Here is a 25,780-nt window from a genome sequence, read left to right as displayed (position 1 = left end):
TGCACGGGGGGCCTGTGCGCGGGGCCGGCGCACAGGGCCCTGTGCGCCCTGTGCGCGGGGCTCAGCCCTTGCGGGTGACCAGCACCGAGGTGAGCGCCGAGGCGGCCGTCACCACCCCGGTGACGGCGAAGACCGACGGCCAGGCGCCGATCTTCTTCGCCAGCGGGTGCGAGCCGCCGAAGGCCGCCACGTACAGGCCGGTCAGCGCGGCCGCCGCGGGCGCGCCCGAACGCCGGTGCCACTGCGCGGCGGCGCCGGCGCCGGCCACGGCCAGCACCGCGCCGCCGAGCTGCCGCTTCCCGGTCCACCGGGCGACGCCGTAGCCGCCGACCAGACCGCCCGCCGCGGTCAGCGCGGCCGGTGCGGTGCTCGCGAGCGCGTTCGGGATCCTCGCCATCGTCGACTCCACTCCTCGGCGGATCCGGTGCGGATCCGCGGCAGGTTCTCGGGACTCCTCGGACTCCCGACGATAACCCGCCGCCTCCACGGCCCCGGAACCGCCGTCCGCCCTACCGCGTCGCCCGCCCTACCGCGTCGCCCGCCCTACCGCGTCGCCTGCTCGAAGGGCAGCGCCGGCGCGACGGCCGCGAGCCGGGCCGAGGCCTCCTCCGGCGCCAGGACCCGCTCCAGCCGCAGGTCGCCGGGGACCTGCTCGACGAACCGTCCGGCCGCCCAGCTCCGCTCGTACGGCTGCGGGTCCAGCACGAGTGTCCGCACGCCGTCCACCACCGGGATGGACTCCGGCATGCCCTCGTTCCAGATCCAGCCGCCGTCCGGCGCGACCAGGTTGAAGGCGCCGGTCGCGATGAACCGGCGCCCGTCCAGCCACCGGGTGCGGCTGAGCGCGACCACCTCCGGGTCGGGGCGGGTGCCGGGCAGGTGGCCGCCGCCGATCAGTGCCTCGGCGAGCAGCGTGTGCAGCTGGAAGTTGTCGGTCAGGCCGTCCATCCGGAGCAGGTAGCCGGTGCCGCTCGGGCGGTGCAGGACGAGCAGCGGCTCGTCGTCGAGGGTCGCGGCCAGGTACCGCAGGCCCTTGAGGTCGTGCAGTTCGGAGCGTTCGCGGTAGCGGTCGATCAGCTCGGTGAGGACGTCCGCCACCCCGTCGGCGCGGGCCGCCCGGCGCACCGCGGCGTGCGTGCAGAGCGCGAACGCGGCGCGCTGCCACAGGCCGAGCGTCCACCAGCCGGCCACCGCCCGGTGGGCGTGCCAGGGGTCCGTGCGCCCGTCTTCGACGAGCCGGGCGTGGGCCGCGCCGGGGTCGTCCCCGTCGGGGTCCGGCAGGGCGTCCCCGCCGCTCTCCGCCCACCGGTCGAGCAGCAGCAGCGCGCCGGTCAGGGCCTCGCGCAGGCCGGCGAGCACCCCGTCGGCGCAGGCCTCCGGGTCGGCGCCGCGCTCCACGCAGGCGCCGGTCATCATCGCCAGATGGGCGCGGGGGAACAGCGGGGTGTCCGGCAGCAGCGCCGCCAGCCAGGGGCCGACCGCCGCCGACTCCGCCTCCCCGGCGGGCCCGAGGTGCCCGCCCAGCCGGCGCAGCGCCGCGTCGAAGCGCTCGCCGGCGCCGTCCCCGCCGTCCGCCAGGCCGGCCACGGCGTGCTCCAGGGCGCCCACCGCCCCGGTGAGGGCGGACTGCTGACTGTCCGACGGCCCGCCGGGGCGGCCGTCCTGCGTGGAGTGAGGGTCGAACACCATTCGCCGCAGCATAGGCGCCCGCCGTCCGGGGGGCGGCTGCCGGTCCCCGGCGAGCGGTCCGTGGTGCGCGGCCCCTGGCGCTCGGTCCCCGGCGGTCGGTCCCGGGCTGTCGGTCCCGGGTGGGAGACTCGCCCGGTGACCGACCACGAGATCACCGACGGCCTCTACCGGATCCGCAACGTCGCCACCGGCCTGCTGCTGGAGGTCCCCGGCGGCAGCCGCCGCAGCGGCGTGAAGGTGCTGCTCGGAGCCGAGGACGGCTCGGACGCCCAGCTCTGGCGGCTGACCGCCGTCCACCCGGGCGGCGCGCTGTTCCACGTCGAGAACGTCGCCGGCGGCAAGCGCCTGGACGTCACCGGCGCCGCGACCGACGACGGCGTGCCCGTCCAGCAGTGGTCCGCCAACGCCTTCGGCGCCCAGGAGTGGCTGGTCGAGCACCACGTCGACGCCCCCGGCACCTGCACCCTCACCAGCTTCGTCAGCGGCAAGCCGCTCACCGCCCCCGCCGACCCCACCGCCCCGGTCCACCAGTGGGAGGACACCGACTCCCCGACCCAGTGGTGGCACCTGGAACGGCAGTAGTCCCGGGCCGCCGCTCAGCCCAGCGGGTGCCCCTCGTGCTTGAACACCGACCGGTCGTGCCAGCGCAGGAAGGCGTGGGCGCGCGGCGCGGCCGGCCGGCCGTGCGGGAGCGGCACCGGGCGGTCGCGCAGCGCCCGGACGGCCCGGCCGGCGGGGGAGTCGGTCCGGAAGTGCGGGGAGATCCGCACGGTGCGGTCCTCCGTCACGCCGAGCACGCCGAAGTCGAACAGGGCGTGGTGCAGCGAGCAGAGCGCGAAGGCGTTGGCGAGGACGTCGGGGCCGCCCTGGCTGTGCCACTGGATGTGCGCGGCCTCGACGCCGACCGGGTGGCGGCCGAGCCGGCCGTCGTACCCGCAGAACGCGCAGGCGTGGTCGAACGCCCGCAGCACGTCGGCGGCGAACCCGGCGGCCCGCACCCGCCGGCGGACCAGCCGGAAGGCCGGCTCCCGCGCCGCGCCGTCCGCCGCGGCGGTGTCCGATGCTCCGTCGTCGGCTGCTCCGCTGTCCGGCCCGGGGACGTCCAGATCGCCGACGTCCAGGTCCGGCAGGGCGACGTCCGCCTCCTCGCAGATCGCCGCCTCCAGACTGGGCGTGAAGTGCCGGTCGAGCAGCAGCCGGACGGCCACCGGCCCGGCCGACGGGTCCTCGGTGAGCAGCCGCTCGACCTCGGGCCGCAGCCGCCCCACCGCGCCCACCCGGCGCAGCGCCGCGCCGCTTCCCTGGACGTCCGCCGTGCCGAGCTCGCGCCCGGCGGCGTCGCACAGCGACCAGAGGCTCCGCTCCAGGTGGACGAACGGCATCGCCGCCCGCTGCGCGGCCGTCGCCGGGCCGACGGCCGGCCCGAAGTCGTTGATCAGCCGGCTGACCGGCTCCTCGGCCTCCGGGTACGGGACGGCGCTGGTGCCCAGCCGGGCGTGCCGGCCCAGCAGCCAGAGCAGCAGCAGCGGCTTGTGCGGGGCCCGCACCCCGCCGGTGTTCGCCTGCCGGAGCCGGCCCAGGGCGGCGAGCAGTTCCCCCCGTCTCATCGCCGCGTCCTCCGCCCTAGGCCGACAGGTTGGCCCGGAGGGCGTCGAGGTCGGCGTCGGTGGCGCCGTGGGCGTGCAGGTAGGCGGGGAGGGAGCCGTGACGGTCGTGGATCCAGGCGAAGGAGGAGGCGAGCAGTTCCGCCGAGACCGGCCGGGAGATCCGCTCGGCGCCGGTTTCGTCGGTGTACGGGGTGGGGCCGTCCAGCAGGCCCAGGCCGGTGTTGGAGAGCAGGTAGTCGGCGGTGATGTCGGCCTCGGAGGCGCCCAGCAGGGACTGGACGACGGCGATGGTGAGGCCGGTGCGGTCCTTGCCGACGGCGCAGTGGACGACGGCCGACAGGGTGCCGGGGGCGCCGAGACGGCGGATCGCGGCGACCAGCGACGGGCCGGCGGTGGCGGCCATGAACGGGTAGAGCGTGGCCTGGTCCTCCGGCCAGGGGTGCTCGGAGTCCTCCCGGTTCGCGGGCAGGGTGGGGAGGCTGAACGTCTCGTGGTCGAGGTCGTGCCGCAGGTCCGGCCAGACGTCCAGCTCGAACCGGCTGCGCAGGTCGATCACGGTGCGCAGGCCGAGGGCCTTGAGGCGCAGGGCACCCTCGGGGGCGAGCTCGTGGAGGGAGCCGGAGCGGAACAGGACGCCCCGGCGGAGCGCGCCGACGCCCCCGGCGTCACGGAAGTTGCGCACCCCGGGGATGTCGATGAAGGCGGACTGCACGTCGTCGGTCATGGCCACCACGGTATGGGCGCGGACCGCGCCAGGGGAAGGAGAGGATCCGCCTTTCCGATCTTGACCTGAAGCCGACTTCACCTCCAGGCGCCGGACGGCCTGCCCGTCACCGTCCGCCGGAGACGTCCAGGAAGGCGCCCGTGGTGTACGAGGAGGCCGGCGACAGCAGGAAGAGGATCGCCTCCGCGACCTCCTCGGGCTGCCCGCCGCGGCGCATCGGCAGGTCCGGCGCGACCCGGTCGACCCGGCCGGGCTCGCCGCCCAGGGCGTGGATGCCGGTGTGGATCAGGCCGGGGCGCACGGCGTTGACCCGGACGCCCTCGGCCGCGACCTCCAGGGCCAGCCCGCGGGTCATCGAGTCGACGGCCCCCTTGGCCGCCGCGTAGTCCACGTACTCGTTGGGCGAGCCGAGCCGGGAGGCCGCCGAGGAGACGTTGACGATGGCGCCGCCGCGCCCGCCGTGCCGGGTGGACATCCGGCGCACGGCCTGCGCGGCGCACAGGAACGGGCCGGTGATGTTGGCGGCCCAGATCCGGTTCAGCCGCTCCTCGTCGATGTCCTCCAGCCGGCCCTGCCGCTCCAGCGTGCCCGCGTTGTTCACCAGGGCGGTGAGCGGCCCGAGTTCGGCGTCGACGGTGTCGAACAGCCGGGCCACCTCGGCGCTGCGGGTGACGTCCGCGCGGACGGCGAGCGCGGTGCCGCCGCCGCCCCGGATCGCCTCCACCACCGAGGCGGCGGCGGCCTCGTCCGCCCGGTAGTTGACGCACACCCGGTACCCGCGCCGCCCGGCCAGCAGGGCGGTGGCGGCGCCGATGCCGCGGCCGGCACCGGTGATCAGGACGACGCCGGGCTGTTCGGAACCGTTCGCGGTCGACATGCTCCGCACCCTACCCGCCCGCCGTACCCCGGCCGCCGGAAATCCGTTCGCCCCGCGCCGCCCCGCCGGGCAGACTCCCCGGGAGCGTCCGAGGAGAGGAGCCCGGCCCATGTCCGCCCGGCCCGTGTCCGTCCCATCCGTGTCCGTCCCGCCCGGCACCGTCCTGCTCTCCGGCATCGTCGGCTCGACCGCGTACGGACTGGCCCACGCCGGCTCCGACGTCGACCGGCTCGGCCTGTTCGCCGCCCCGACCGAACGCTTCCACGGCCTGCACCGCCCCGCCGAGTCGCAGGTCACCACCGCCCCGGACCGCACCCTGCACGAGGCCGCCAAGTGGTGCCGGCTGGCGCTCGGCTGCAACCCCACCGCCTCCGAGCTGGTCTGGCTGCCCGACGACCTCTACGAGGTCCGCACCCCGCTCGGCGAGGAGCTGATCGGCATCCGCCGCTCCTTCCTCAGCGCCCGGGCCGTGCGCAACGCCTACCTCGGCTACGCCACCCAGCAGTTCCGCAAGCTGCGGACCCGCGACACCTCCGACCCGGCCTCCCGGGCGAGGGCGGCCAAGCACGCCCGCCACCTGGTCCGGCTGCTCGACCAGGCCGTCCGCCTGCACGAGGCCGGCCACAACCTGGTCCGGCTGCCCGACCCGGAGCGCGTCCGCGAGCTCGGCGAGCGCATCGCCGACGACCCCGACCGCGCCGAACGCTCCCTCACCGCCGCCGCCGACCGCCTCGACCGCCCCGGCGTCCTGCCCGACCGCCCCGACGAGCGCCCCGCCGACGCCTGGCTCCGCCGCGTGCGCACCGCCCACTGGACACCGGCCGCGTGAGCCCGACCCCAGCGGGTAGGATCGCGGCGGCCCGCCGCCACCACCCCGGCCGGGCCACGGGCCGCTAGCTCAATCGGCAGAGCTGCGGACTTTTAATCCGTAGGTTCAGGGTTCGAGCCCCTGGCGGCCCACGGACGAGGGCCCGGACCGGCACAGACCGGCCCGGGCCCTTTCCGTTGCGGGCCGGGCCTGTTCGGGCCGGTGCGGGGTCGGGGCGGGAGGTCGGAGCGGGCCCCGGAGCGGGTCGGGCGGGGGCCGGGACCGCATCGGAAGCGGATCGGAAGAGTTCCGGTTGTCGCCGCGGAAGCAGGGCGGCTGGTCGGATCGATCCTGGGGGCGGTGACCGGCGGCGGGACGGCCGGCGATCGCGCCCGAGTCCGCCGGTGACCGCACAGGAGGTCCGCGTTGAACGACAAGATCCCGGGGCCGCCGGTCCCGGTGGAGGCGCAGGTCCGGGCCCGGGGCGCCACCCGGCCCGTCCATCCGCCGCCGTCGCTGCTCCCCGCGGCCGGGGACGTCCGCACGTGGGTGCTCGCCGTCGCGGGGGGTTCGCTGGCGGTGCTCCTGCTGCTGCTCGGGCTGAACGGCGGCATCTCCTTCGGGTCGGACGACGGGGGTTTCGACGACTACGACGACCCCTATGTCACGGGCGCCGGTGGCGGGTACCGCGGCGGATGGGAGGAGCCGCAGCCGGTGACGGCCTCGCGGACGGTTGCCACGCCCACCACCCGCAGCGCCTCACCCACCCGGACGCCGTCGCCCTCGCCGTCCGTTTCGCGCCTGTCGACGGCCGCGGCCACGACCTCGCCGTCCTCGTCCTGGTTCGGCTCGCTGCCGTCCGGCTCCGCGACGGCGACCGCGACCGCGACCGCGACCGCGAGCGCGACGGCGACCGCGAGCGCGACGGCGAGTGCGACGACCACCCGGCCCGACGCGGTGCTGCGCGACTACTTCAGGGCGGTCAACACCGGTGCGTTCCGGACCGCCTGGCAGCTCGGCGGGAGCAACCTCGCCGCCGACTACGACAGCTTCGTCGAGGGCTTCTCCGCGACCGCCTCCACCACGGTGTCCGTGCTCGCCGTCGACGGCGACGAGGTCACCGCCGCGCTGGAGGCCCACCAGACGGACGGGACGGTCCGCCACTTCCGCGGCAGCTACACCGTCGCCGACGGTGCCATCACCAGCGCCACCGTCATCCGGACGGGATGACGACGGCCGACGACGGCCGACGACGGCAGGACCCTCCACGACAGGAGCTCTGAAGGACAGATGACGATCCATGGCGCCTCCCTCTCAGCGCCGCCGGGGCCGGCCGGGCCCACCGCTCCCCCGGGGGTGGACTCCCGCAGCCGGGCCACCCGGCTGCTCGCGGCGGGCACCTACCTCGATCCGGACTACCGCAGCGCGGTCATCAGGGAACTGCTGACCAACCGGGCCCGGGCGGTGGCCCCCTCGTTCGGCTACGACGCCGTGCCGGTGCTCGCGCACGCCCTCGCGGCACGCGCGCTGCAGCGCAACTCCTGGGTGTACATCGGGGTCGGAGCCGCCCTCCTGGCCGTGCTCGCCTTCACCGGTGTGCTCGGGGCCCTCTCCCTGCTGGTGCTCGGCTTCTGGCTGTTCTGGTCGGCCGACTACCTGCGCCGGGTGGCCACCCTGCACACCCTGGTCACCCGGCTCAAGAAGGCCGGGCCGGGCGGGGGCTTCGACGGCGGTCGCCCGGCGGTCGGCCTCCTCGACGACGACCTCGTCGAGAAGATCGACCGCGAGCAGTCGGCCCGGGACGGCGTCGCCTACTTCGGGGGCTACCGGCCGTTCGTCGGAGCGGGGTCCCGGCTGCACCGGTGGTCGAACGCGCAACTGCTGCTCGGGGCCCCGGAGGAGGGCGACGACGCGGCGGACCTCATCGCCCGGCTCACCGGCCGGGCGGCTCCGGACGCGGCCGACGGGCCGTCCGCCCCGGTGGTGACCAGGCGCCGGCCCGTCATCCCCTTCGACGCCGCGGAGCTGGCCGCGTTCGTCCAGCACCACATCACCGCCGAACTGCGCGACGCCGCACGGGAGTCCGAGCGCATCGCGACGCTCACCGTCGAACGCCACCGGTACGCCCGGGCGGTCACCGTGCACGACCGGTCGGCGGGGGAGGGCTGGAGCCCGCTGCCCGCGATCGGCGACGACGGGGACGAGCACTGGGCGGAGGGCTACGGCGCGGCGCGCGAGTACCTGTGCGCCCGGATCGGCTCCTGGGAGGAGGAGGTGGTCACCTCGGTGTTCGTGGGCTTCGACGTCCGCGGGAACACCCTGCACACCGAGTTCCACAGCCATGTGCTCACCCCGGTGGTCTCCGAGTTCCACCTGGTCGACCGGCTGCCGGAGCGGCTGGACGGACGGCTGCTGCGGCAGGCCGCCTGGGACTCCCTGCGGCACGTGGCGGGCCGGGCCTGGAGGATCCTGCTGCCCCTGGGCCTCCTGTCGCGGGGCCTCGCGCGCATGCGGCGGCACTACCAGGAGGGCCGGCGCTACGAGGTCGAGCTCGTCGGGGTCGCGGACCGCAGCGAGTTCGGCCTCGGCCGCTACGCGACGCTCGCGGTGAACCGCGGCGCGCGCACCAGCATCCGGGAGCTGGCCTGCAGCGACACCTACCACCACTACTTCCAGCAGTCGGACGCCGAGAAGTACACCCGGATCGTGGAGCGCCGGCTGCTGCACCTCGTCGAGCGCTTCCTGCGCGAGCACCAGGTCGACCTGGCCGACCACCGGCGCAACCAGACCACCGTCCTGGCCGGCAACCACTTCGGCACCGGTGACGTCGACTTCTCGCAGAACAAGCAGGTCAACAACTGATCCCCCGGACCACGGACAAGGACATCCGACCCATGACGGACCATGAAGCGGGCCGCGGCGGAGCCGTCTTCGGCAACCACTTCGGCAACGGGAACATCGACTTCTCCACCGGCAAGACCGTCAACCGCGGGGACGGCGGGCCGGCCGCCGGGCGGCGCGCGGACACGGCGCCGCCGAGCGCGGCCGAGCGCGGCCGCAACGTCTTCGTGGTCCACGGCCGCGACGAGCAGGTGCGGCGCAAGGCGTTCGGGCTGCTGCGCGGCCTGGGACTGAACCCCCTGGAGTGGGAGCACCTGGTCGGGACGACCGGGACGGCCTCCCCGTTCATCGGCGAGGTGGTGGCCCACGCGCCGTCGGTGGCCGGCGCCGCCCTCGTCCTGCTCACCCCGGACGACGTCGCCCGGCTGCACGACGACCTGAAGGGGCCGGCCGAGCCGCTGCACGAGCGGGAGGCCGCCGGGCAGCCGCGCCAGAACGTGCTGATCGAGCTGGGCATGGTGCTGATGGCCTTTCCCGATCGGACGGTGATCCTCGAGTTCGGGGACATCCGGCCGGCCTCCGACCTGGCGGGCCGCAACGTGATCCGGTTCAGCGCGGAGGCGGACCTCAACATCGTGCTGCGGAAGGTCGCGCAGCGGCTCAGGGTGGCGGGCTGCCCGGTGGACGACAGCGGCCACGACTGGCTGGACACCGAGCCGTTCCGGGACCTCGGGGCCTACCGCCGCCGGGGCTGACCCTGGGACGAACGGACCAACGGACCCAACGGACCCAACGGGCCAACGGGCCAACGGGCCAACGGCCCGGCCTCGGTGGCACACCGCGGCCGGGCCGCCGCCGTCACCGCTCGCTCAGACCCGCGGCCATGCTCCGCAGGAACGCCCGGACCTCCGGCATGGAGACGTTCGCGAGGTCCGCCGGGCGCAGCACGACCCGCAGCTCCCGGCAGACCGCGCCCTCCCGGGAGCGGGCGATGAACGACATCAGGATCAGCCGCAGCAGGCTGTCCTGGTCCAGGTAGTCCATCCGCGCGAGCCCCGACCCCACCAGCGGCATCGCCACGGAGCCCGTCCTGGCCCGCCGGTCGACGGCGTCCCAGAGCCGGTTGAGGCTGAACCAGAGGTCCTCGACGCCGGAGGACGCCACCAGGTCGCGGCCGAGCCGGCTGTAGGCGGTGGCGAAGACCAGCCGCGACGGGGGGCCGAGAACGGCCACGGTGCCGAGCGGGTACCGGTCGAGCTTGCCGAGCGGCTTGTCCGCCCGGAGCTCACGGGACTGCGGGGCCACCGCGGCCAGGGCGTCGGCGAGTTCGGCGTCCAGCCGGTCCGGGTCCCCGTCGTAGCGCCGCCGCAGCAGCTGGGCCTGCACACTGCCCCCGTCGATCAGGCGCCCGTCCGCCGGGGCGGTGTCGAAGGTGTCGCAGAAGCCGACGACGAGGTGACCTGGGGCGGTGAAGAGGTCGCCGCCCTCCACCACCACGGTCATGTCGGGCCGCCGGAACTCCTGGCGCACCACCGGGACCGGACGCGCCCGCACCGCGCCCCAGAGCACGCAGGCCCCGGCCGCGCCGGCGGTCACCCAGCCGGGCGCGGGCAGTCCGTGCGGGAAGAGCGGCCCGGCGAGCTGGCCCGCCACCGCCACGCCACCGAAGGCGGCCGCGGTGTTCCGCAGGAAGGCGGCCGCCGTTCGCCGGCACACCGGCCAACGGCCCGGAAACCGACCGCTCATCCGACACGTCCTTCATCAACGTTCCTGCGCGGCACACTGGTTGCTATCCTGCTCGGTGCCTTGAGCGAGGCGGCTCCTGGCCGGGGACGAGGCGGGTGGGGGGTCCGATGGCTGGTGTCCGCGTGAGCGTGCTGGGGCCTGTGCGGGTGGAGTCCGACGGGGTTCCGGTGCGCCTGACGCCGCTGACCAGGCGATTGCTGGTCCGGCTGGTGGCCGCGGACGGTGAGGCGGTGCCGGTCCGCCAACTGCGCCGGGACGTCTGGGGCCGGCAGGCCGACCTCCCGGGCCAGGGCGCGCGGGGCCGCAACGAGGTGCAGAAGCGGGTGTTCGAACTGCGGCGCGCGATCGGCGGGGGCGACCAGCTCGCCGGCGCACGGGTCCTGCGCACCGAGCAGCTCTCGACGCCCAGGGGGTCGGAGACCGCCTACCGGCTGAGCCTCTCGGCGGCGGAGCTGGACTGCGCCCGGTTCACCGAGCTGGTCAACGAGTCCTTCCAGGTCGGACCGGCGATGGCCGCGTGGCGGCTGGAGGAGGCGCTGGGCATGGTCCGCGGCCGGCCGCTGGCCGAGGCCTCCGGCGAGGACTTCGCCGAACCGCTGATCCGCCGGCTGACCGGTCTGCAGGACACCGCCCGCCGGGAGCTGATCTCCTGCCGGGTCAGGCTCGGCCGGCCCGAACTCGCGCTGCCGGTCGCCGAGGCGGCGGTGCGGGAGCGTCCGGACGACCCGTCCTGGGCCTCCGAGCTCGGCCTGCTGCGCACCAGGCTGCGGGGCCGCTGGGACGACGAGCTGCTGCGCATCGCGCTGCCCGACCGGGCGGTCGAGGTCGTGGTGGTGTGCGGGGACCTGTTCGAGCAGGAGGACGCCAATCTGGTGGCGGGCTTCACCGACACCTTCGACACCGAGATCGACCAGGACGTGGTGATCAGCCGCTCCAGCATCCAGGGGCAGCTCGTGGAGCGGCTCTTCGGCGGCCGCGGCGAGCTGCTGGACGCCGAGCTGGAGCGGGCCCTGCGGTCCGTGCCGGTGGTCGAGCGCGAGCGCAGCCGGGACAAGCCCCACGGGCGCCGGCTGCGGTATCCGATCGGGACGACGGTGGCGGTGCCGCACGGGCGCCGGCAGGTCTTCGCCACCGCGTACTCGCGGCTGGGCAACGACATGGTGGCCAGGTCGCGTCCGGAGTACCTCGCGCTGGCCCTCGAACGGCTCTGGGAGGCGGTGGCCCTGCACGGGCGGTACCGTCCGGTCGCGGTGCCGATGCTCGGCTCCGGCCTCGCGCGGATCGTGGACCTGGACCGCGGGCGGCTCGCCAAGCTGATCGTGGAGTCCTTCGTCCGGGCCTGTCTGGGCGGCACTCCGGTCGCGCCCGAGCTGCGGATCGTGGTGCACCCGGACGACCTGCGCCGCACCGACCTGCTGGAGCTGGAGCGCTTCCTCCAGGAGGCACCGTACGGGTGCGGGTGACGGACCGGCCGGGCGGCTTCCGGCGGGTCGTGGCCGGCGCCTCCGCATGCGTCCCTCCCGTGGTGGTGGCGGGCGGGAGCGGACCGCGCCGTCCCCCGCACGGGGCCGTCCGCTCCCGGAGGACAGCACACCAGTCCGGCCGCTTCCGGGGAAAGGCGCCGGGGCTTCCGGCCCGCTTCCGATCCGGCCCGCTTCCGATCAGGGACGCGCGGGTGGTGCCCCCACCCGCCCCCCGGCGGGCGGGGGTGGTCAGAGGGCGGGGGCGAGGCGGCCGGCGGTGAGGGTGAGGACGTCGTCGACGGCGGCGAGGGCGGCGTGGTCGTGGGTGACCAGGAGGGTGGTGCGGCCGCGGGTGGCGTCCAGGACGTCGGCGAGGACGGCGGCGGCGGTGTCCGGGTCGAGGCCCTCGGTGGGTTCGTCGAGGACGAGCACCGGCGGGTCGGCGAGCAGGGCGCGGGCCAGCAGCAGGCGCCGGCGCTGGCCGCCGGACATGGTGGCGCCGTCCCCGCCGAGCATGGTCTCCCAGCCGTCGGGGAGCGACTCGATCCAGTCCAGCAGCCGGGCCCGGCGGGCGGCCTCGCGCAGGTCCTCGTCGGCGGCGTCGGGGCGGGCCAGGCGCAGGTTGGCCCGGATCGTGGTGTGGAAGACGTGGGCGTCCTGGGTCACGCCGGTGATCACCCGGCGGACGTCGGCGCCCGCGCAGTCGCGCAGTTCGCGGCCGCCGACCCGGATGCTGCCGCTCTCGTACGGGACGAACCGCATCAGCGCCGCGATCAGCGTGGACTTGCCGGAGCCGCTGGCGCCGACCAGGGCGACCCGGCGGCCGGGCGGCAGGCGCAGGCTGACGCCGTCGAGGGCGGCGGGGCCGTCGGGGCGGTGACGCACCCGCAGGTCGGTGATCTCGACGCCCAGCGGGCCGGCGGCGGGGAGCGGGAGCGGGTCGGCCGGGTCGGTGACCGGGGGCGGGGTGTCCATGAGGTCGGCGAGCCGGCGGGCGCGGGCCCAGACGCCGGCGAGCCGGCGGGCGGCGGCGGGCAGGCCGGCCAGGGCGTCGAAGGAGACCAGGGCGAGCACCGCGAGGACGGTGAGCAGGACGGCGGGCAGCCGGCCGTCGGCGTGGGCGCGCAGGCCGAGCCAGGTGGTGCCGACCGTGGCGGCGGCCTGGAACAGCAGGACCACGCCGGAGGCGAGCGAGGTGGTCAGCGCCGCGCGGCGCTCCAGGGCGGCGATCCGGGCGGTGGCGTCCGCGGCCCGCCGGTGGGCGCGGTCGCGGGCGCCGTACGCGGCGAGGTCGGCCGCGCCCTCGGTCAGGTCGACGGTGAGCGCCGCGAGTTCGGCGCGCGCGGCCTTCTCCGCGTGCCCGGTGCGCCGGGACAGCGCGAGCACCAGGGCGGGCACCAGCAGGCCGGCCGCGGCGAGCAGCACGCCGATCAGCAGCCCGGCGGCGGGCAGCAGCGCCAGGGCGGTTCCGGTGGCGGCCGCCGCGACCAGGGCCGCCGCGGTGACCGGGAAGAGGACGCGCAGCAGCAGGTCCTGGGCGGCGTCGACGTCGTCGACCAGGCGGATCAGCAGGTCGCCGCCGCGCAGCGCCGGGGTGCCGGCCGGGGCGAGCGGGACGAGCGCCTCGTAGACCCGGGCGCGGAAGCCGGCGACGGCGCGCAGCACGCCGTCGTGGCCGAGCAGGCGGTCGGCGTAGCGCAGGGTGCCGCGGCCGAGGGCGAGGGCGCGCACGGCGACGATCGCGACGGCGACGGCGGAGATCGGCGGCTGTTCGGCGGCGCGGGTGATCAGCCAGGCGGCGGTGGCCATCAGGGCGGCGCCGCTGAGCTCGCTGCCGGCGGCGGCGAGGACGGCGGGCAGCAGCCGGCGCCAGTACGGCAGGAGGTGGCGCAGCAGGCGGACGGTGGGGCGGGAGGCCGGTGCGGCGGTCATGAGCGCACCAGCCCTTCGGCGGCCGGGCCGGGGCCGGCCGGAGCGATCGGGGCGGGCCCGGCCGGGTCGAGGACGCCGGCCCGGACGGTGACGATCCGGTCGGCGTGCGGCAGCAGGCTCCGGCGGTGGGCGACCACGATCGCGGTGCGTCCGCGCATGAGGTCGGCGGTGGCCCTGGTCACGGCGGCCTCGCTCTCCGGGTCGAGGTGGGCGGTCGGTTCGTCGAGCAGCAGGACGGGGGCGTCCTTGAGGAAGGCGCGGGCCAGGGCTATGCGCTGGCGCTGCCCGGCCGACAGCCCGGCGCCGTGCTCGCCGAGCGGGGTGTCGTAGCCCTGCGGGAGCGCCTCGGTGAAGCCGTCGGCGCAGGCGGCCCGGGCGGCGGCGCGGACCTCGGCGTCGGTCGCGTCGGGGCGCCCGAGGCGGATGTTGTCGGCGACGGTCGCGGCGAACAGGTGCGGGCGCTGCGGCACCCAGGCGACCTGGGCGAGCCAGGCGTCGGGATCGAGCGCGGCGAGGTCGGTGCCGTCGACCAGGACCCGGCCCGCGCCGGGCGCGGTGAAGCCGAGGAACAGCGCGAGGAGGGTGGACTTGCCGGCGCCGCTCGGGCCCACCAGGGCGAGGTGCTCGCCGGGGTGGACGGTGAGCGAGACGCCGTCGAGGGCCGGTGCGGCGCGGTCGGGGTGGTGGACGCTCACGCCGTCCAGGCGAAGCCGCGCGGTCCCGAGGCCGGGGACGGGGGACGGCGCGGGGCGCGCGGCGGCGGGCTCCTCCTCGTCCAGGACGGCGAAGACCCGCTCGGCCACCGCGAGGCCCTCGGCGCTGTCGTGAAAGGCCGCGCCCGCCGCGCGCAGCGGCAGGTAGGCCTCGGGGGCGAGGAAGAGCACCACCAGGGCGGTGCGCAGGTCCAGTTCGCCGGCCAGCAGCCGCAGCCCGACCGGGACGGCGACCAGCGCCACCGACAGGGTGGCGACGGTCTCCAGGACGAGGGAGGAGAGGAAGGCCACCCGCAGGGTCCGCATGGTGGCCCGCCGGTGGGCGTCGGCCATCTCCCGCACCACGCCGCTCTGGTGGTGCTCGCGGCCGAAGGCGCGCAGCGTGGGCAGTCCGGCGAGGACGTCCAGGAAGTGGCCGCCGAGCCGGGCGAGCAGCCGCCACTGCCGGGCGGTGCGGCGGGCGGTGTGCATCCCGACGAGCGCGCCGAACACCGGGATCAGCGGGAGCGTGATCACGATGATCAGCGCGGAGGTCCAGTCGGTCCACCACAGCCACCCGACGACCACGGGCGGGACGGCGGCGGTGGCGGCCATGGTGGGCAGGTAGCCGGTGAGGTACGGGTCGAGGGCGTCCAGGCCGCGGGTGAGCAGGGTGGCCGTCTCGCCGTGCCGCCGGGCGGCCAGCCGGCGCGGGCCGGTGTGCCGGAGGCGGGCGGTGAGGCGCTCGCGCAGGGCGCGCTTGGCCTCGGCGGCGGCGCGCTGGGCGAGGGCGCCGCGGGCCCAGGCGAGCAGGGCGCGCAGGGCGAGGACGGTGGCGAGGGCGGCGAGGGCGCCGGCCCCCGGGCTCCGCCCGGCGAAGCCGTCCGCGAGCAGGCCGGCCAGCAGGCCGGCCTGGCCGACGACGAGCCCGGCGCCCAGCAGGGCGAGCGCGGTCGCGGTGGTCAGGTGGTGTCGCACTACCGGGAGTTCGCGCCGCAGGCGGCGTTCGGCCGGCTTCATCCCGTGCTCCCTCCCGGGTCGTCCCCGGCGTGCGGGGCGGATCGCTTCCGCGGCCCGGTGCGGACGGCTTCCGCGACCCGGGTCGGGCCGGTCGGGTGGCCGTCGGGCCGCGGAAGCCGGCTGAGGCCGTCGGCCGGTGGCGCCGGGGGGCGGCCGGCCGACGGCGGGCGGTCAGAAGTAGCTGGGGTGGCGCCGGCCGGTGCGGCCGCGGAACGCCCACCAGCTCCAGGCCTGGTAGATCAGGATCAGCGGGACGACCAGCACGCCGAAGCCGATCAGCAGCTTCAGGGTGGCCTCGTCGGCGACGGCCTCGTCGACGGTGATCCCGGCCCCGGAGTCCGCGGTCAGCAGGTACGGGTACTGGCCGGCCCCGATCAGCGGCACCGGCAGCGCGGTCGCGGCGCAGGTGGCGGCGAACGCCGGGGCGCCGCGGCCGCGGGTGAGGAACCACCAGCCGGCGCCGAGGGCGGCGGCGACGAGCGCGAACAGCACCGCCGAGGTGGCCGTCCTGGTCATCGAGGCGCCCGCCCCGAACAGCGAGAGCACCAGGGCGAGGGCGCTCGCGGCGCCCGCCGCGGCGATCAGGGTGGCGCCCACCCGCCGTGCGGCGGCGGCGAGTTCGGGTTCGGATCGGATCGCGATGAAGGCCGCGCCGTGCCCGGCGAAGAGCAGAGCGGTGGCCACGCCGCAGGTCAGCGGGAACGGCGCGAGGACGTCCCCGATCCCGAGGTGGAAGGAGCCGTCCGCGCGGCGGGGCACGCCGTGCAGCAGCAGGCCGACCACGAGGCCCCAGCCGACGGCGGGCAGCGCGCCGCCGAACACCACCAGGGCGTTCCAGACGCGCAGTGCCCGGGCGCCGCGGGAGCGGCCGCGCAGCTGGACCGCGGCGTTGCCGACCACCAGGCCGGCCAGGATCGCCACGATCAGCGGGTAGAGGCCGGAGAGCAGGCTGCCCTCCAGATGCGGGAAGGCGCCGAACATCACGCCGGCGAAGGCGACCAGCCACACCTCGTTGCCGAGGAAGAACGGGGCGATCGCGTCCAGCGCGGCGTTGCGCCCTCCCGGGCCCCGGTCCTGTTCCGGTGCCGGGGCGGTGGAGCCGAGGAACGGGGAGAGCATCTGCGCGCCGTAGTCGTAGCCGCCGAGCACGAAGTAGCCGGCGAGCAGCAGGCCGAGCAGGGCCAGCCAGAGGGTCTCCAGGCTCATGTCGCCCAACCTTCCGTCACATCAGGGGAGTTCATCTCGGTACGGGATCCGTCGCCGGGCTCAGAAGACCGGGACCGGCTGCTTCTCGTCGGCGCCGCCCGCACCGGGCAGGTCGTCGCCGAGCGGATCGCCGGCGCCGAGTTGGGCGCCGTCCGGGCCGCGCCGGGCGAAGCGGGTGATCAGCGTCCAGTTGGTCACCGCGAGGGCGACGAAGACGGCGGTGAACACCGCGCAGGACACCGCCAGGGATCCCCGGCCGACGTGGGAGAGCGCGTCGTCGACGGTCAGCTCGCCGTAGACCAGCCACGGCTGGCGGCCGATCTCGCGCACCACCCAGCCGCCGACGGAGGCGATGAAGGGCAGCGGGATGATCGCGGTCATCAGGTAGGCGAGCCAGCGCCGGCGCACCAGCAGGTCCTTCAGCAGCAGGAAGACGGCGATGAACGTGATGGTCGAGACGGTGTTGCCGAGGATCGTCATCAGGTCCATCGAGTTCTTCACCCAGCCCTGCCAGGGCACGTAGTCCCCGGGCCCGTACTGGGCGACCAGCCGCGCCTGCTCCTCGGCGACGCCGCCGCCGTCGAGGAGGGCGGCCTTCATCGGCTGGGTCCGCTCGATCACCGGGACCTGCAGGTTGCCGACGATGATGACGAAGAACGAGGACAGCATGCTCACCCAGACGCCCAGCCGCAGCGAGCCGCGGAACAGCGCGGTCTCCCGGGTGCCCTTGGCGAAGTGCCAGGCGCTGATGCCGGCGACGAAGATGCCGCCGGTGGTGAGCGCGGCCAGCGCGACGTGGCCGAGGGCCACCAGGGCGTTGGCGTTGGTCAGCAGCGCGCCGAAGTCGGTCAGGTAGGCGGCGCCGTCGCGCACCTCGTAGCCGACCGGGTGCTGGAGGAAGCCGTTGGCGATCAGGATCCAGAACGCCGAGGCGTACGCGGTGAGCGCGACCAGCCAGATCAGCGCGACGTGCACGCCGCGGCGCATCCGGCCCCAGCCGAAGATCCACATGCCGAGGAAGGTGGACTCGGCGAAGAAGGCGATCAGGGTCTCCAGCGCCAGCGGGGCGCCGAAGACGTTGCCGGCGAACTTGCTCAGTCCGCTCCAGCTGAGGCCGAACTGGAACTCCATGACGAGGCCGGTGACGATGCCGACCGCGTAGTTGATGACGTAGAGCTGGCCCCAGAAGCGGGTCATCCGCTCGCGCACCGCCCGGGTGGCCGGGTCCCGGGTGTACGCGGCCCGGGTGTGCATGAACGCGACCAGGGGGACCAGCCCCATGGTGAGGATGACGAAGAGCCAGTGCACGCTGGTGGTGGCCGCGAACTGGAGTCGGGCCAGATCCGCAGCGCTCATGATGCGACCTTCCTGGGGGGCGGTGGGCCTCCGGGTCGGCGGACGGATGAGGAGGACGGGAAGCGGAGGAGGGGGACGGGGGTCCCCGCCTCGCGTGTGCGGGTGGCGGGCAGCGGCGCTGCCCGCCACCCGCGGCGACGAACCCCACCGAGGACGTTAGGCGAGGATTGCTTATGCGTTCCAAGACCGGTTTTGCTATGTGCGGATAACCCGTCAGGCATCAGCAGAGGTGAACCGTGGATTTGCTGCAACTGCGCCACTTCCAGGCCGTCGCCCGTTTCGAGCACATCAGCCGCGCCGCCGAGGAGCTGAACGTCGCCCAGCCCTCGCTCAGCCGCACCATCGCCCGGCTGGAGGCCGAGCTGGGCACCCCGCTCTTCGACCGGCTGGGCCGGCGGATCCGGCTCAACCAGTACGGCGCGGTGTTCCTGCGCCACGTCGACCGCGCGCTGAGCGAGCTCGACGACGGGCGACGGGCGCTGCGGGAGGCCCGGGAGACCGGCCTCGGCCGGGTCGGCGTGGCCTCCGAGACGCTGCTGACCGTCACCCATCTGATGGGCGGCTTCCGGACCGCCTTCCCGGGCGCCGAGGTGCGGCTGTTCCAGTCCAACGTCGAGGAGATGGACCGCCAGCTGCGCGCCGGGGAGGTCGACTTCTGCGTCGCCTCGCAGCCGCTGGCCGGACCGGACCTGGAGGCCGTCGAACTGCTCCGCGAGGAGGTGCTGCTGGCCGTGCCGCGCGGGCACTGGCTGGACGGCCGGGAGAGCGTGACCATCGCCGAGATCGCCGACGAACCGTTCGTCACCACCCGCCGCGGCCACTGGCAACGCGCCCTGCTGGACCGGCTGTTCGCGACCGAGGGGCTCACCCCGCGGCTGTCCTGCGAGGGGGACGAGCCGGGCGCCAGTCAGGACATGATCAGCAGCGGGCTCGGTATCGGCCTCATCCCGGCGATGTCCCGGCTGGCCGGCACCGACACCCATGTCCCGGTGGCCTGGGTGCACGTGGAGGCCGCGAACTGCTACCGGGTGCTCACCCTGGTCTGGAACCGGGCCTCCTACCACTCCGAGGCGGCCCGCCGGTTCCGGGAATTCACCATCAGCAGGCCGCTGATGACGCACCGTCGGCCTGATCCCAGGGTGTTCCGCGGGCGGGCCTGAGCGTGCCCGGGGCGCGGATGATCGATCCTGGCGCGCCCCTGGGTCCTTTGCTACGCTCGAACGCGCTGCCGTGTTCCCGACCGAGGGCGTCGCGTGTCCGAACGGTCGGTAGGAGAAGGCGGGTTGGCGGGGGAGACGCCCTCTGAGCCACCCACCGGCAGCCGTCCTGCCACCCCTTCGTCACGTGACCGGTGCCCGCGTTTCCGGCGCGCCTCGCGCACGCCCGGGCACCATCGAGGAGTCCCGTCATGCCCAAGATCACCTACGTCGCCGTCGACACGACGGAGCGCACCATCGACGTCCCGGTCGGCACCAGCGTCATGCGCGGTGCCGTCTTCAACGACGTGGACGGCATCGTCGCCCAGTGCGGCGGCAACCTCCAGTGCGCCACCTGCCACGTCTACGTCGACGAGTCGACGCTCGACAAGCCGGAGCCGATCCGGGAGGACGAGGACGACATGCTGGACTTCACCGCCTGCGAGCGCCGGCCCAACAGCCGGCTCAGCTGCCAGCTCACGGTGACCGAGGCCCTGGACGGCCTGATCGTCCACCTCCCCGAGCGGCAGAGGTGATGGCCTACGCCACCGGCCCCGCGTCGGAGCGTCCCGGGCCCGGCCACCCCGCGTCGGTGGTCGTCGTCGGAGCCGGCCAGGGCGGCTACCAGACGGCCGCCTCGCTGCGCGAACGCGGCTACCGGGGAAGGCTGGTGCTGATCGACGACGAGGACGAACTCCCCTACGAGAGACCTCCGTTGTCCAAGGCCTACCTGCACGGGGAGGCGGACGAGACCCAGCTGTGGCTGCGGCCGGTGAGCTACTACGCGCGCCGGTCGATCGAGCTGGTCGCGGGCTCGGTGACGGCGCTCGACCCGGACGCCCGCACGGTCCGGCTCGCCGACGGCTCGGTGTACGGCTACGACCACCTGGTGCTGGCCACCGGGGCCACCCCGCGCACGCTCGCCGTGCCGGGGGCCGGGCTGGACGGCGTGCACACGCTGCGCACCGCCCGGGACGCCGCCGCCCTGCGGTCCTCGCTCGGCGCCGCCCGGCACGCGGTGGTGGTGGGCGCCGGGTTCATCGGCCTGGAGTTCGCCGCCGCCGCGCGGCGGGCCGGCTGCGAGGTGACGGTGGTCGAGGCCCTGGACCGCCCGCTCGCCCGGGCGGTCTCGGCCCGTACCGCCGAGCACTTCACCCGGCTGCACCGCCGTGAGGGCACCCGGCTGCTGTTCGGCCGGAGGGTCGCCGCCCTGCACGGCGACGAGTACGGCCGGGTCGCGGTGGTGGAACTGGCCGACGGCGACAGCCTGGAGGCCGACCTGGTGCTGGCCGGCATCGGCGTGGTCCCGCGCACCGGTCTCGCGGCCGAGGCCGGGCTGCGGGTGAGCGGCGGCATCGTCGTCGACTCCCGGCTGCTGACCGGTGACCCGCACATCTCGGCGATCGGCGACTGCGCGGCGTTCCCCCAGGTGCGCTCGGGCAACCTGCTGCGGCTGGAGTCGGTGCAGAACGCCGTCGGCCACGCCGAGGCGGTGGCCGCCCGGCTGACCGGCACGGCCGGCGGCTACCGCGAACTGCCGTGGTTCTGGAGCGACCAGTTCGCCACCACCGTGCAGATCGCCGGCCTGAACGAGGGCCACGACACCGAGGTGGTGCTCGGCGACGACCCGGACGCCTTCTCGGTGCTGCTGTTCCGCGCCGGTGAACTGCAGGCGGTGGAGTCGGTGAACCGGCCGGCCGACCACCTGGCGGCCCGGCGGCTCCTTGACCGAGGCGTGGTGCTGGATCCGGTCGATGCCACCGCCCCCGGTTTCACCCTCCGCGGCCACCTGGCGAGCCACCGCGGCGGCACCGAGGTACCGGTGGGCTGACCGGCCAGGACCTTGCCCGCAGGCCGGCGCCCGCCCCGCCGCACCGCGGGGCGGGCGCCGGACAACGGGAATACCGGATTCCGAACACCACCGGCCCCACGCCTTTCAAAGGTGAAGCAGAAGAACAAACGTCATTTAATGCCGGACGGTTTTCGGCCACCCCCGGGCCGGTGTTCCGGCGATCGAACCTTCACAGTTAGTTCATAGGTGGCTGTTGCGGAAGCATCTGCCGGTGAGGCAGGATTCAACAAGATCGCTTGCTTGCTCATTCACTCACCCGAATAACAAACAGGGGATACCACCGTGCCCGAATCCGCCAGCCCGCAGGGATTCACCGGCGAGGCCGCGCTGCGCCGCCTCAACCGGGCCACCGTCGAGCGGTACATGCACACCCTCGGCCAGGACCGGCTGCGCCGGCACGAGCTGTTCACCGAGGACGGCGTCGGCGGCCTGTGGACCACCGACACCGGCTCCCCGGTGGCCACCCGCGGCCGGGACCGCCTGGGCGAGCACGCCGTCTGGTCGCTGAAGTGCTTCCCGGACTGGGAGTGGTACAACATCGAGATCTTCGAGACCCAGGACCCGAACCGTTTCTGGGTGGAGTGCGACGGCCGCGGGAAGATCCTCTTCGGCGACTACCCGGACGGTTGGTACGAGAACCACTTCATCCATTCCTTCGAAATGGAGAACGGGCTGATAAAGCTGCAGCGGGAGTTCATGAACCCGTTCCGGCAGCTGCGCGCGCTCGGGATTCCGGTGCCGGAGATCAAGCGCACCGGAATACCCACCTGACAATTCCAGAGAACCACCGCCGGATCGGAGTGCGTCGTGGAAGACGTCATACGGGAGATTCGCATCCGCGGGGCTTTGCATCAACCCGAATGGAGCGACCTCCTCCAGGTCAGCCGGGTGGGCGAGGCGCTGGCCTCGCGTCCCGCCCTGGTCCAGCCGGACGAGCTGGCGACCTTGCGCACCCTGCTGGGAAAAGTGGCGGCCGGCGAAGCGCTGGTGCTCCAGTCGGGGGACTGTGCCGAGGATCCTCAGGAATGTACACGTCAACATGTGGCGCGAAAGACCGCGCTGCTCGACCTGCTCGCCGGGACGCTCGGTCTGCGAACCGGTCAGCCCGTCATCCGCGCGGGCCGTATCGCGGGACAGTTCGCCAAGCCCCGCTCCAGGCCCACCGAAGTCGTCGACGGGATCGAACTCCCGGTCTTCCGGGGGCACATGGTGAACGGGCCGGAGCCGGACCCGGAGGCCCGCCGGCCCGACCCGCTGCGCATCCTCACCGGCTACATGGCGGCCGGTGACATCGTCGAGCACCTCGGCTGGCGCGACCGCGCGGCCGGCCGCGACGTGGTCGAGCCCCTGGTGTGGACCAGCCACGAGGCGCTGCTGCTCGACTACGAGACGCCGATGCTGCGCGTCGACGACAAGGGCCGGCTGTTCCTCGGCTCGACCCACTGGCCGTGGATCGGCGAGCGCACCCGCCAGGTCGAGGGCGCCCACGTGGCCCTGCTCGCCCAGGTCGCCAACCCGGTGGCCTGCAAGGTCGGCCCCACCGTGGAACCGGACGAGCTGCTCGCCCTCTGTGAGAAGCTCGACCCCTGGCGCGACCCCGGCCGCCTCACCCTGATCGCCCGGATGGGCGCCGAGGCCGTCGCGGACCGCCTGCCGAAACTCGTCGACGCCGTCCGCGGCGCCGGCCACCCCGTGGTCTGGCTCAGCGACCCCGTGCACGGCAACACCTTCGCGGCCCCCGGGGGACTCAAGACCCGCCTGGTGGAGACCGTCGCGCTGGAGGTCGCCCGGTTCGTCGAGGCGGTGCGCGGCGCCGGCGGCGTGGCCGGCGGACTGCACCTGGAGACCACCCCGGACGACGTCACCGAGTGCGCGTCCACCGAGGCCGACCTCGGCTCCGTCGGCGAGCGCTACACCTCCCGCTGCGACCCCCGCCTCAACCCGGGCCAGGCCGTCGCCGTGGTGTCCTCCTGGACCGCCTGACCCGGTCCGCCGCACCACGGCCCCCCATCACCGCGGCACCACGCCGCCCCGCTCCGCGCCCCACACCCACCCTCGCACCAGGCAGAGAACCGGAGCCATGACCGGCATACCCCCCATCCCGTCGTACCCGTTACCGGCCGAGGGCGACCTGCCGCCGGCCGTCGTGTCCTGGACCGCCGAGCCGCACCGCGCGGTCCTGCTCGTCCACGACATGCAGCGCTACTTCCTCGCCCCGATCCCGGAGAGCACCCGCGACCAGCTGGTGCGCAACGCGGCGCGGCTGCGCGACCGCTGCGCCGCCCGGGGCATCCCGGTCGCCTACACCGCCCAGCCGGGCGGCATGACCGACGAACAGCGCGGGCTCCTCAAGGACTTCTGGGGCCCGGGCATGCGCCCCGCCCCGGAGGACCGCCAGGTGGTGGACGCCCTGGCGCCCGCCGAGCAGGACTGGCTGCTCACCAAGTGGCGCTACAGCGCGTTCTTCCGCACCGACCTGCTGCGGCGGATGCGCGACGCCGGCCGCGACCAGCTCGTGCTCTGCGGCGTCTACGCCCACGTGGGCGTGCTGGCCACCGCCGTCGAGGCCTTCACCAACGACATCCAGGTGTTCTTCGTCGCGGACGCCACCGCCGACTTCTCGCCGGAGTACCACCGCTCGGCGCTCACCTACGCCGCCGAGCGCTGCGCCCGGGTCACCACCGTCGAGGGGCTGTTCGCATGACGGTCGGCCTGTCCGGGGCCCCCGGTCACGAGAGCGGCCCCGACCTGCTCCACGAGGTGCTGGCGGGCCGTGCGGAGGCCTTCGCCCTGCTGCACCGGCCGGGCACCGCTGCCGCCGGCGCCGACGGCGGCGGCCCGGTGGTGGAGGTGCTGACCGGCTCGGTCGCCCTGCCCGCCGCGCTGGCGGACATCCCGCTGCCCCCGGCCCCGCGGCCGGGCAGCGGAGAGCGGCACGAGGTGCTCGTGGTGGTGCCCTACCGGCAGCTCGCCGAGCGCGGTTTCGAGGCCGCCGACGACGGGACGCCGCTGGTGGCGATGACCGTCACCGGCCAGCAGCGGGTGCCGCTCGCCCAGGCGCTGGTCCGGCTGCCGGACGTGCCGACGCCGCTGGCCGGCGGCGCGTTCGACGTCGGCGACGAGGCGTACGGCGAGGTGGTGCGCCGGATCGTCGAGGAGACGATCGGCACCGGCGAGGGGGCGAACTTCGTCATCCGCCGCACCTTCGTCGCCGACATCACCGACTACGGGCCGCTCAGCGCGCCCGCGCTGTTCCGCCGGCTGCTGGAGCGGGAGACCGGCGCCTACTGGACCTTCCTGGTCCACACCGGCGGCCGCACCCTGGTCGGCGCCTCGCCGGAACGGCACGTCAGCCTCCGGGGCGGCACGGCGGTGATGAACCCGATCAGCGGCACCTACCGCTACCCGCCGTCCGGGCCGACCCTGTCGGGGGTGCTGGAGTTCCTCGGCGACCGCAAGGAGACCGACGAGCTGTACATGGTGCTCGACGAGGAGCTCAAGATGATGGGCCGGATCTGCGGGACGGGCGGCCGGGTGGTCGGCCCGTACCTCAAGGAGATGGCCCGGGTCGCGCACACCGAGTACCTCATCGAGGGCCGCACCGACCGCGACGTGCGGGACATCCTGCGGGAGACGATGTTCGCCCCCACCGTGACGGGCAGCCCGGTGGAGAGCGCCTGCCGGATCATCCACCGGTACGAGCCGGGCGGCCGCGGCTACTACAGCGGCGTCGCCGCGCTGATCGGCCGGGACGCGGCGGGGGAGCGGGTGATGGACTCCGCGATCCTCATCCGCACCGCGGACATCACCCCGCGGGGGCGGATCGGCATCGGGGTGGGCGCCACCATCGTGCGGCACTCCGACCCGGCCTCGGAGGCGGCCGAGACCAGGGCCAAGGCGGCCGGGCTGGTCGCCGCACTCGACGGGGACGTACGGAATCGTTTCGCCGACCATCCGAGCGTGCTCCGCGCCCTGGAGTCGCGCAACGACTCGATCGCCGGCTTCTGGCTCGCCGACACCGAGGCCCGTGCCTCGGCCCCGCCCGGACTCGCCGGGCGCAGCGTCCTGGTGGTCGACGCGGAGGACACCTTCACCTCGATGATCGACCAGGAACTGCGCTCCCTGGGCCTGCGCGTCACGGTCCGCCGGTTCGACGAGGAGTACGCCTTCGAGGGCCACGACCTGGTGGTGCTGGGCCCCGGGCCGGGCGACCCGCGGGAGGCCGCGCACCCCAGGATGCGCCACCTGCGCGGCGCGGTCGACACGCTGCTGGCGGAGCGCCGGCCGTTCCTCGCGGTCTGCCTCAGCCACCAGGTGCTCGGGCTGCGGCTCGGGCTGCCGATCCGCCGCCGGACGGTGCCCAACCAGGGCGTGCAGAAGGAGATCGACCTCTTCGGCTCGCCCGAACGGGTCGGCTTCTACAACACCTTCGCCCTGGTGAGCCCGGCGGACGAGTTCGCCGCGGACGGCCTCGGGCCGGTCCGGGTCAGCCGGGAGGCGGCCACCGGCGAGGTGCACGCGCTGCGCGGGCCCGGCTTCGCCTCGCTCCAGTTCCACCCCGAGTCGGTCCTGACCCGGGAGGGGCCGCGGATCGTGGCCACCGCCCTGTCCGGACTGCTCGGCCCGGCGCGGGTCCCCGACCCGGCCTGACCCGCCCGCGAGACCGCCGGGCCGGCGCTTCCCCCCCCCGTACGCGCCGGCCCGGCTCCCCCCTGCCCGCCGCGCGCCGTGCCGTGCCCGGCCGGCGCGGCGCCGCACCCGCATTCCCAAC

Annotated in this window: 23 protein-coding genes and 1 tRNA gene; 14 read left to right on the top strand and 10 right to left on the bottom strand. The window is 75.1% G+C overall.

Annotation, left to right across the window (positions count from 1 at the left end):
• Nucleotides 1–61: 61 nt before the first annotated feature.
• Nucleotides 62–397, bottom strand: coding sequence for a hypothetical protein (locus ABT093_RS04380; RefSeq protein WP_350560247.1), 336 nt, complete (start codon nucleotides 395–397; stop codon nucleotides 62–64).
• Between the two features lie 146 nt (nucleotides 398–543).
• Nucleotides 544–1,689: a hypothetical protein gene (locus ABT093_RS04375; protein WP_350560245.1), complete on the bottom strand. Its 1,146-nt coding sequence runs from the start codon at nucleotides 1,687–1,689 to the stop codon at nucleotides 544–546.
• A 135-nt stretch (nucleotides 1,690–1,824) separates the two neighbouring features.
• Between ABT093_RS04375 and ABT093_RS04370 the strand changes: the two genes are divergently transcribed.
• A complete protein-coding gene (locus ABT093_RS04370) occupies nucleotides 1,825–2,271 on the top strand; it encodes an RICIN domain-containing protein (protein ID WP_350560243.1) in 447 nt (148 codons plus the stop codon).
• Between the two features lie 14 nt (nucleotides 2,272–2,285).
• Here the strand turns inward: ABT093_RS04370 and ABT093_RS04365 are convergent, their stop codons facing one another.
• The 3 genes from ABT093_RS04365 to ABT093_RS04355 all read right to left on the bottom strand — a co-directional run bounded on the left by ABT093_RS04365 (nucleotide 2,286) and on the right by ABT093_RS04355 (nucleotide 4,897).
• Nucleotides 2,286–3,296, bottom strand: a complete 1,011-nt coding sequence (locus tag ABT093_RS04365) for a phosphorothioated DNA-binding restriction endonuclease (RefSeq protein ID WP_350560241.1) — start codon at nucleotides 3,294–3,296, stop codon at nucleotides 2,286–2,288.
• A gap of 16 nt (nucleotides 3,297–3,312) precedes the next feature.
• A complete protein-coding gene (locus ABT093_RS04360; RefSeq protein WP_350560239.1) occupies nucleotides 3,313–4,020 on the bottom strand; it encodes a tyrosine-protein phosphatase in 708 nt (235 codons plus the stop codon).
• Between the two features lie 106 nt (nucleotides 4,021–4,126).
• Nucleotides 4,127–4,897: an SDR family oxidoreductase gene (locus ABT093_RS04355; RefSeq protein WP_350560237.1), complete on the bottom strand. Its 771-nt coding sequence runs from the start codon at nucleotides 4,895–4,897 to the stop codon at nucleotides 4,127–4,129.
• A 109-nt stretch (nucleotides 4,898–5,006) separates the two neighbouring features.
• Here ABT093_RS04355 and ABT093_RS04350 point away from each other — a divergent pair, with 109 nt between their 5' ends.
• The 5 genes from ABT093_RS04350 to ABT093_RS04330 all read left to right on the top strand — a co-directional run bounded on the left by ABT093_RS04350 (nucleotide 5,007) and on the right by ABT093_RS04330 (nucleotide 9,301).
• Nucleotides 5,007–5,726, top strand: a complete 720-nt coding sequence (locus ABT093_RS04350) for a nucleotidyltransferase domain-containing protein (RefSeq protein WP_350560235.1) — start codon at nucleotides 5,007–5,009, stop codon at nucleotides 5,724–5,726.
• 58 nt (nucleotides 5,727–5,784) lie between these two features.
• Nucleotides 5,785–5,857, top strand: a tRNA-Lys gene (locus tag ABT093_RS04345).
• A gap of 274 nt (nucleotides 5,858–6,131) precedes the next feature.
• Nucleotides 6,132–6,935, top strand: a complete 804-nt coding sequence (locus ABT093_RS04340; RefSeq protein ID WP_350560233.1) for a hypothetical protein — start codon at nucleotides 6,132–6,134, stop codon at nucleotides 6,933–6,935.
• A gap of 60 nt (nucleotides 6,936–6,995) precedes the next feature.
• The gene (locus ABT093_RS04335; protein ID WP_350560231.1) at nucleotides 6,996–8,567 is read left to right on the top strand and encodes an AbeC-like domain-containing protein; all 1,572 of its coding nucleotides are present in this window, start codon (nucleotides 6,996–6,998) and stop codon (nucleotides 8,565–8,567) included.
• Between the two features lie 32 nt (nucleotides 8,568–8,599).
• A complete protein-coding gene (locus ABT093_RS04330; protein WP_350560229.1) occupies nucleotides 8,600–9,301 on the top strand; it encodes a TIR domain-containing protein in 702 nt (233 codons plus the stop codon).
• Nucleotides 9,302–9,404: 103 nt separating this feature from the next.
• Here the strand turns inward: ABT093_RS04330 and ABT093_RS04325 are convergent, their stop codons facing one another.
• Complete coding sequence (locus tag ABT093_RS04325) at nucleotides 9,405–10,292, bottom strand: macro domain-containing protein (protein ID WP_350560227.1); 888 nt, start codon at nucleotides 10,290–10,292, stop codon at nucleotides 9,405–9,407.
• A gap of 107 nt (nucleotides 10,293–10,399) precedes the next feature.
• Between ABT093_RS04325 and ABT093_RS04320 the strand changes: the two genes are divergently transcribed.
• Complete coding sequence (locus ABT093_RS04320; RefSeq protein WP_350560225.1) at nucleotides 10,400–11,755, top strand: AfsR/SARP family transcriptional regulator; 1,356 nt, start codon at nucleotides 10,400–10,402, stop codon at nucleotides 11,753–11,755.
• A gap of 249 nt (nucleotides 11,756–12,004) precedes the next feature.
• On the opposite strand, the gene cydC is transcribed toward ABT093_RS04320, so the two are convergent.
• The 4 genes from cydC to ABT093_RS04300 all read right to left on the bottom strand — a co-directional run bounded on the left by cydC (nucleotide 12,005) and on the right by ABT093_RS04300 (nucleotide 17,961).
• Nucleotides 12,005–13,687 (bottom strand): thiol reductant ABC exporter subunit CydC, encoded by a 1,683-nt coding sequence (cydC, locus tag ABT093_RS04315; protein WP_350560223.1) that lies wholly within the window; start codon nucleotides 13,685–13,687, stop codon nucleotides 12,005–12,007.
• Nucleotides 13,684–15,399: a thiol reductant ABC exporter subunit CydD gene (gene cydD, locus ABT093_RS04310; RefSeq protein WP_350560221.1), complete on the bottom strand. Its 1,716-nt coding sequence runs from the start codon at nucleotides 15,397–15,399 to the stop codon at nucleotides 13,684–13,686. The genes cydC and cydD overlap by 4 nt, the downstream gene beginning before the upstream one ends.
• 171 nt (nucleotides 15,400–15,570) lie before the next feature.
• Nucleotides 15,571–16,605 (bottom strand): cytochrome d ubiquinol oxidase subunit II, encoded by a 1,035-nt coding sequence (gene cydB / locus ABT093_RS04305; protein ID WP_350560219.1) that lies wholly within the window; start codon nucleotides 16,603–16,605, stop codon nucleotides 15,571–15,573.
• A gap of 60 nt (nucleotides 16,606–16,665) precedes the next feature.
• Complete coding sequence (locus ABT093_RS04300) at nucleotides 16,666–17,961, bottom strand: cytochrome ubiquinol oxidase subunit I (protein ID WP_350560217.1); 1,296 nt, start codon at nucleotides 17,959–17,961, stop codon at nucleotides 16,666–16,668.
• Between the two features lie 236 nt (nucleotides 17,962–18,197).
• Here ABT093_RS04300 and ABT093_RS04295 point away from each other — a divergent pair, with 236 nt between their 5' ends.
• The 7 genes from ABT093_RS04295 (at nucleotide 18,198) to ABT093_RS04265 (ending at nucleotide 25,659) form a co-directional block, all read left to right on the top strand.
• A complete protein-coding gene (locus ABT093_RS04295; protein ID WP_350560215.1) occupies nucleotides 18,198–19,121 on the top strand; it encodes a LysR family transcriptional regulator in 924 nt (307 codons plus the stop codon).
• A gap of 248 nt (nucleotides 19,122–19,369) precedes the next feature.
• A complete protein-coding gene (locus tag ABT093_RS04290; protein ID WP_350560213.1) occupies nucleotides 19,370–19,693 on the top strand; it encodes a 2Fe-2S iron-sulfur cluster-binding protein in 324 nt (107 codons plus the stop codon).
• Nucleotides 19,693–20,988: an NAD(P)/FAD-dependent oxidoreductase gene (locus ABT093_RS04285; protein ID WP_350560211.1), complete on the top strand. Its 1,296-nt coding sequence runs from the start codon at nucleotides 19,693–19,695 to the stop codon at nucleotides 20,986–20,988. Before ABT093_RS04290 ends, ABT093_RS04285 begins: the two co-directional genes overlap by 1 nt.
• A gap of 303 nt (nucleotides 20,989–21,291) precedes the next feature.
• On the top strand, nucleotides 21,292–21,780 hold the full coding sequence (locus ABT093_RS04280; protein ID WP_350560209.1) for a PhzA/PhzB family protein: 489 nt from the start codon (nucleotides 21,292–21,294) through the stop codon (nucleotides 21,778–21,780).
• Nucleotides 21,781–21,816: 36 nt separating this feature from the next.
• Nucleotides 21,817–22,992, top strand: coding sequence for a 3-deoxy-7-phosphoheptulonate synthase (locus tag ABT093_RS04275; protein WP_350560207.1), 1,176 nt, complete (start codon nucleotides 21,817–21,819; stop codon nucleotides 22,990–22,992).
• A 97-nt stretch (nucleotides 22,993–23,089) separates the two neighbouring features.
• On the top strand, nucleotides 23,090–23,713 hold the full coding sequence (locus ABT093_RS04270; RefSeq protein ID WP_350560205.1) for an isochorismatase family protein: 624 nt from the start codon (nucleotides 23,090–23,092) through the stop codon (nucleotides 23,711–23,713).
• Nucleotides 23,710–25,659: an anthranilate synthase family protein gene (locus ABT093_RS04265; protein ID WP_350560203.1), complete on the top strand. Its 1,950-nt coding sequence runs from the start codon at nucleotides 23,710–23,712 to the stop codon at nucleotides 25,657–25,659. The genes ABT093_RS04270 and ABT093_RS04265 overlap by 4 nt, the downstream gene beginning before the upstream one ends.
• Nucleotides 25,660–25,780 lie beyond the last annotated feature (121 nt).

Source organism: Kitasatospora sp. NPDC002551, assembly GCF_040296005.1.
Taxonomy (GTDB): domain Bacteria; phylum Actinomycetota; class Actinomycetes; order Streptomycetales; family Streptomycetaceae; genus Kitasatospora.
The sequence above is the reverse complement of the archived record's forward strand: the minus strand, read 5'-3'. Positions and strand labels throughout refer to the sequence as shown.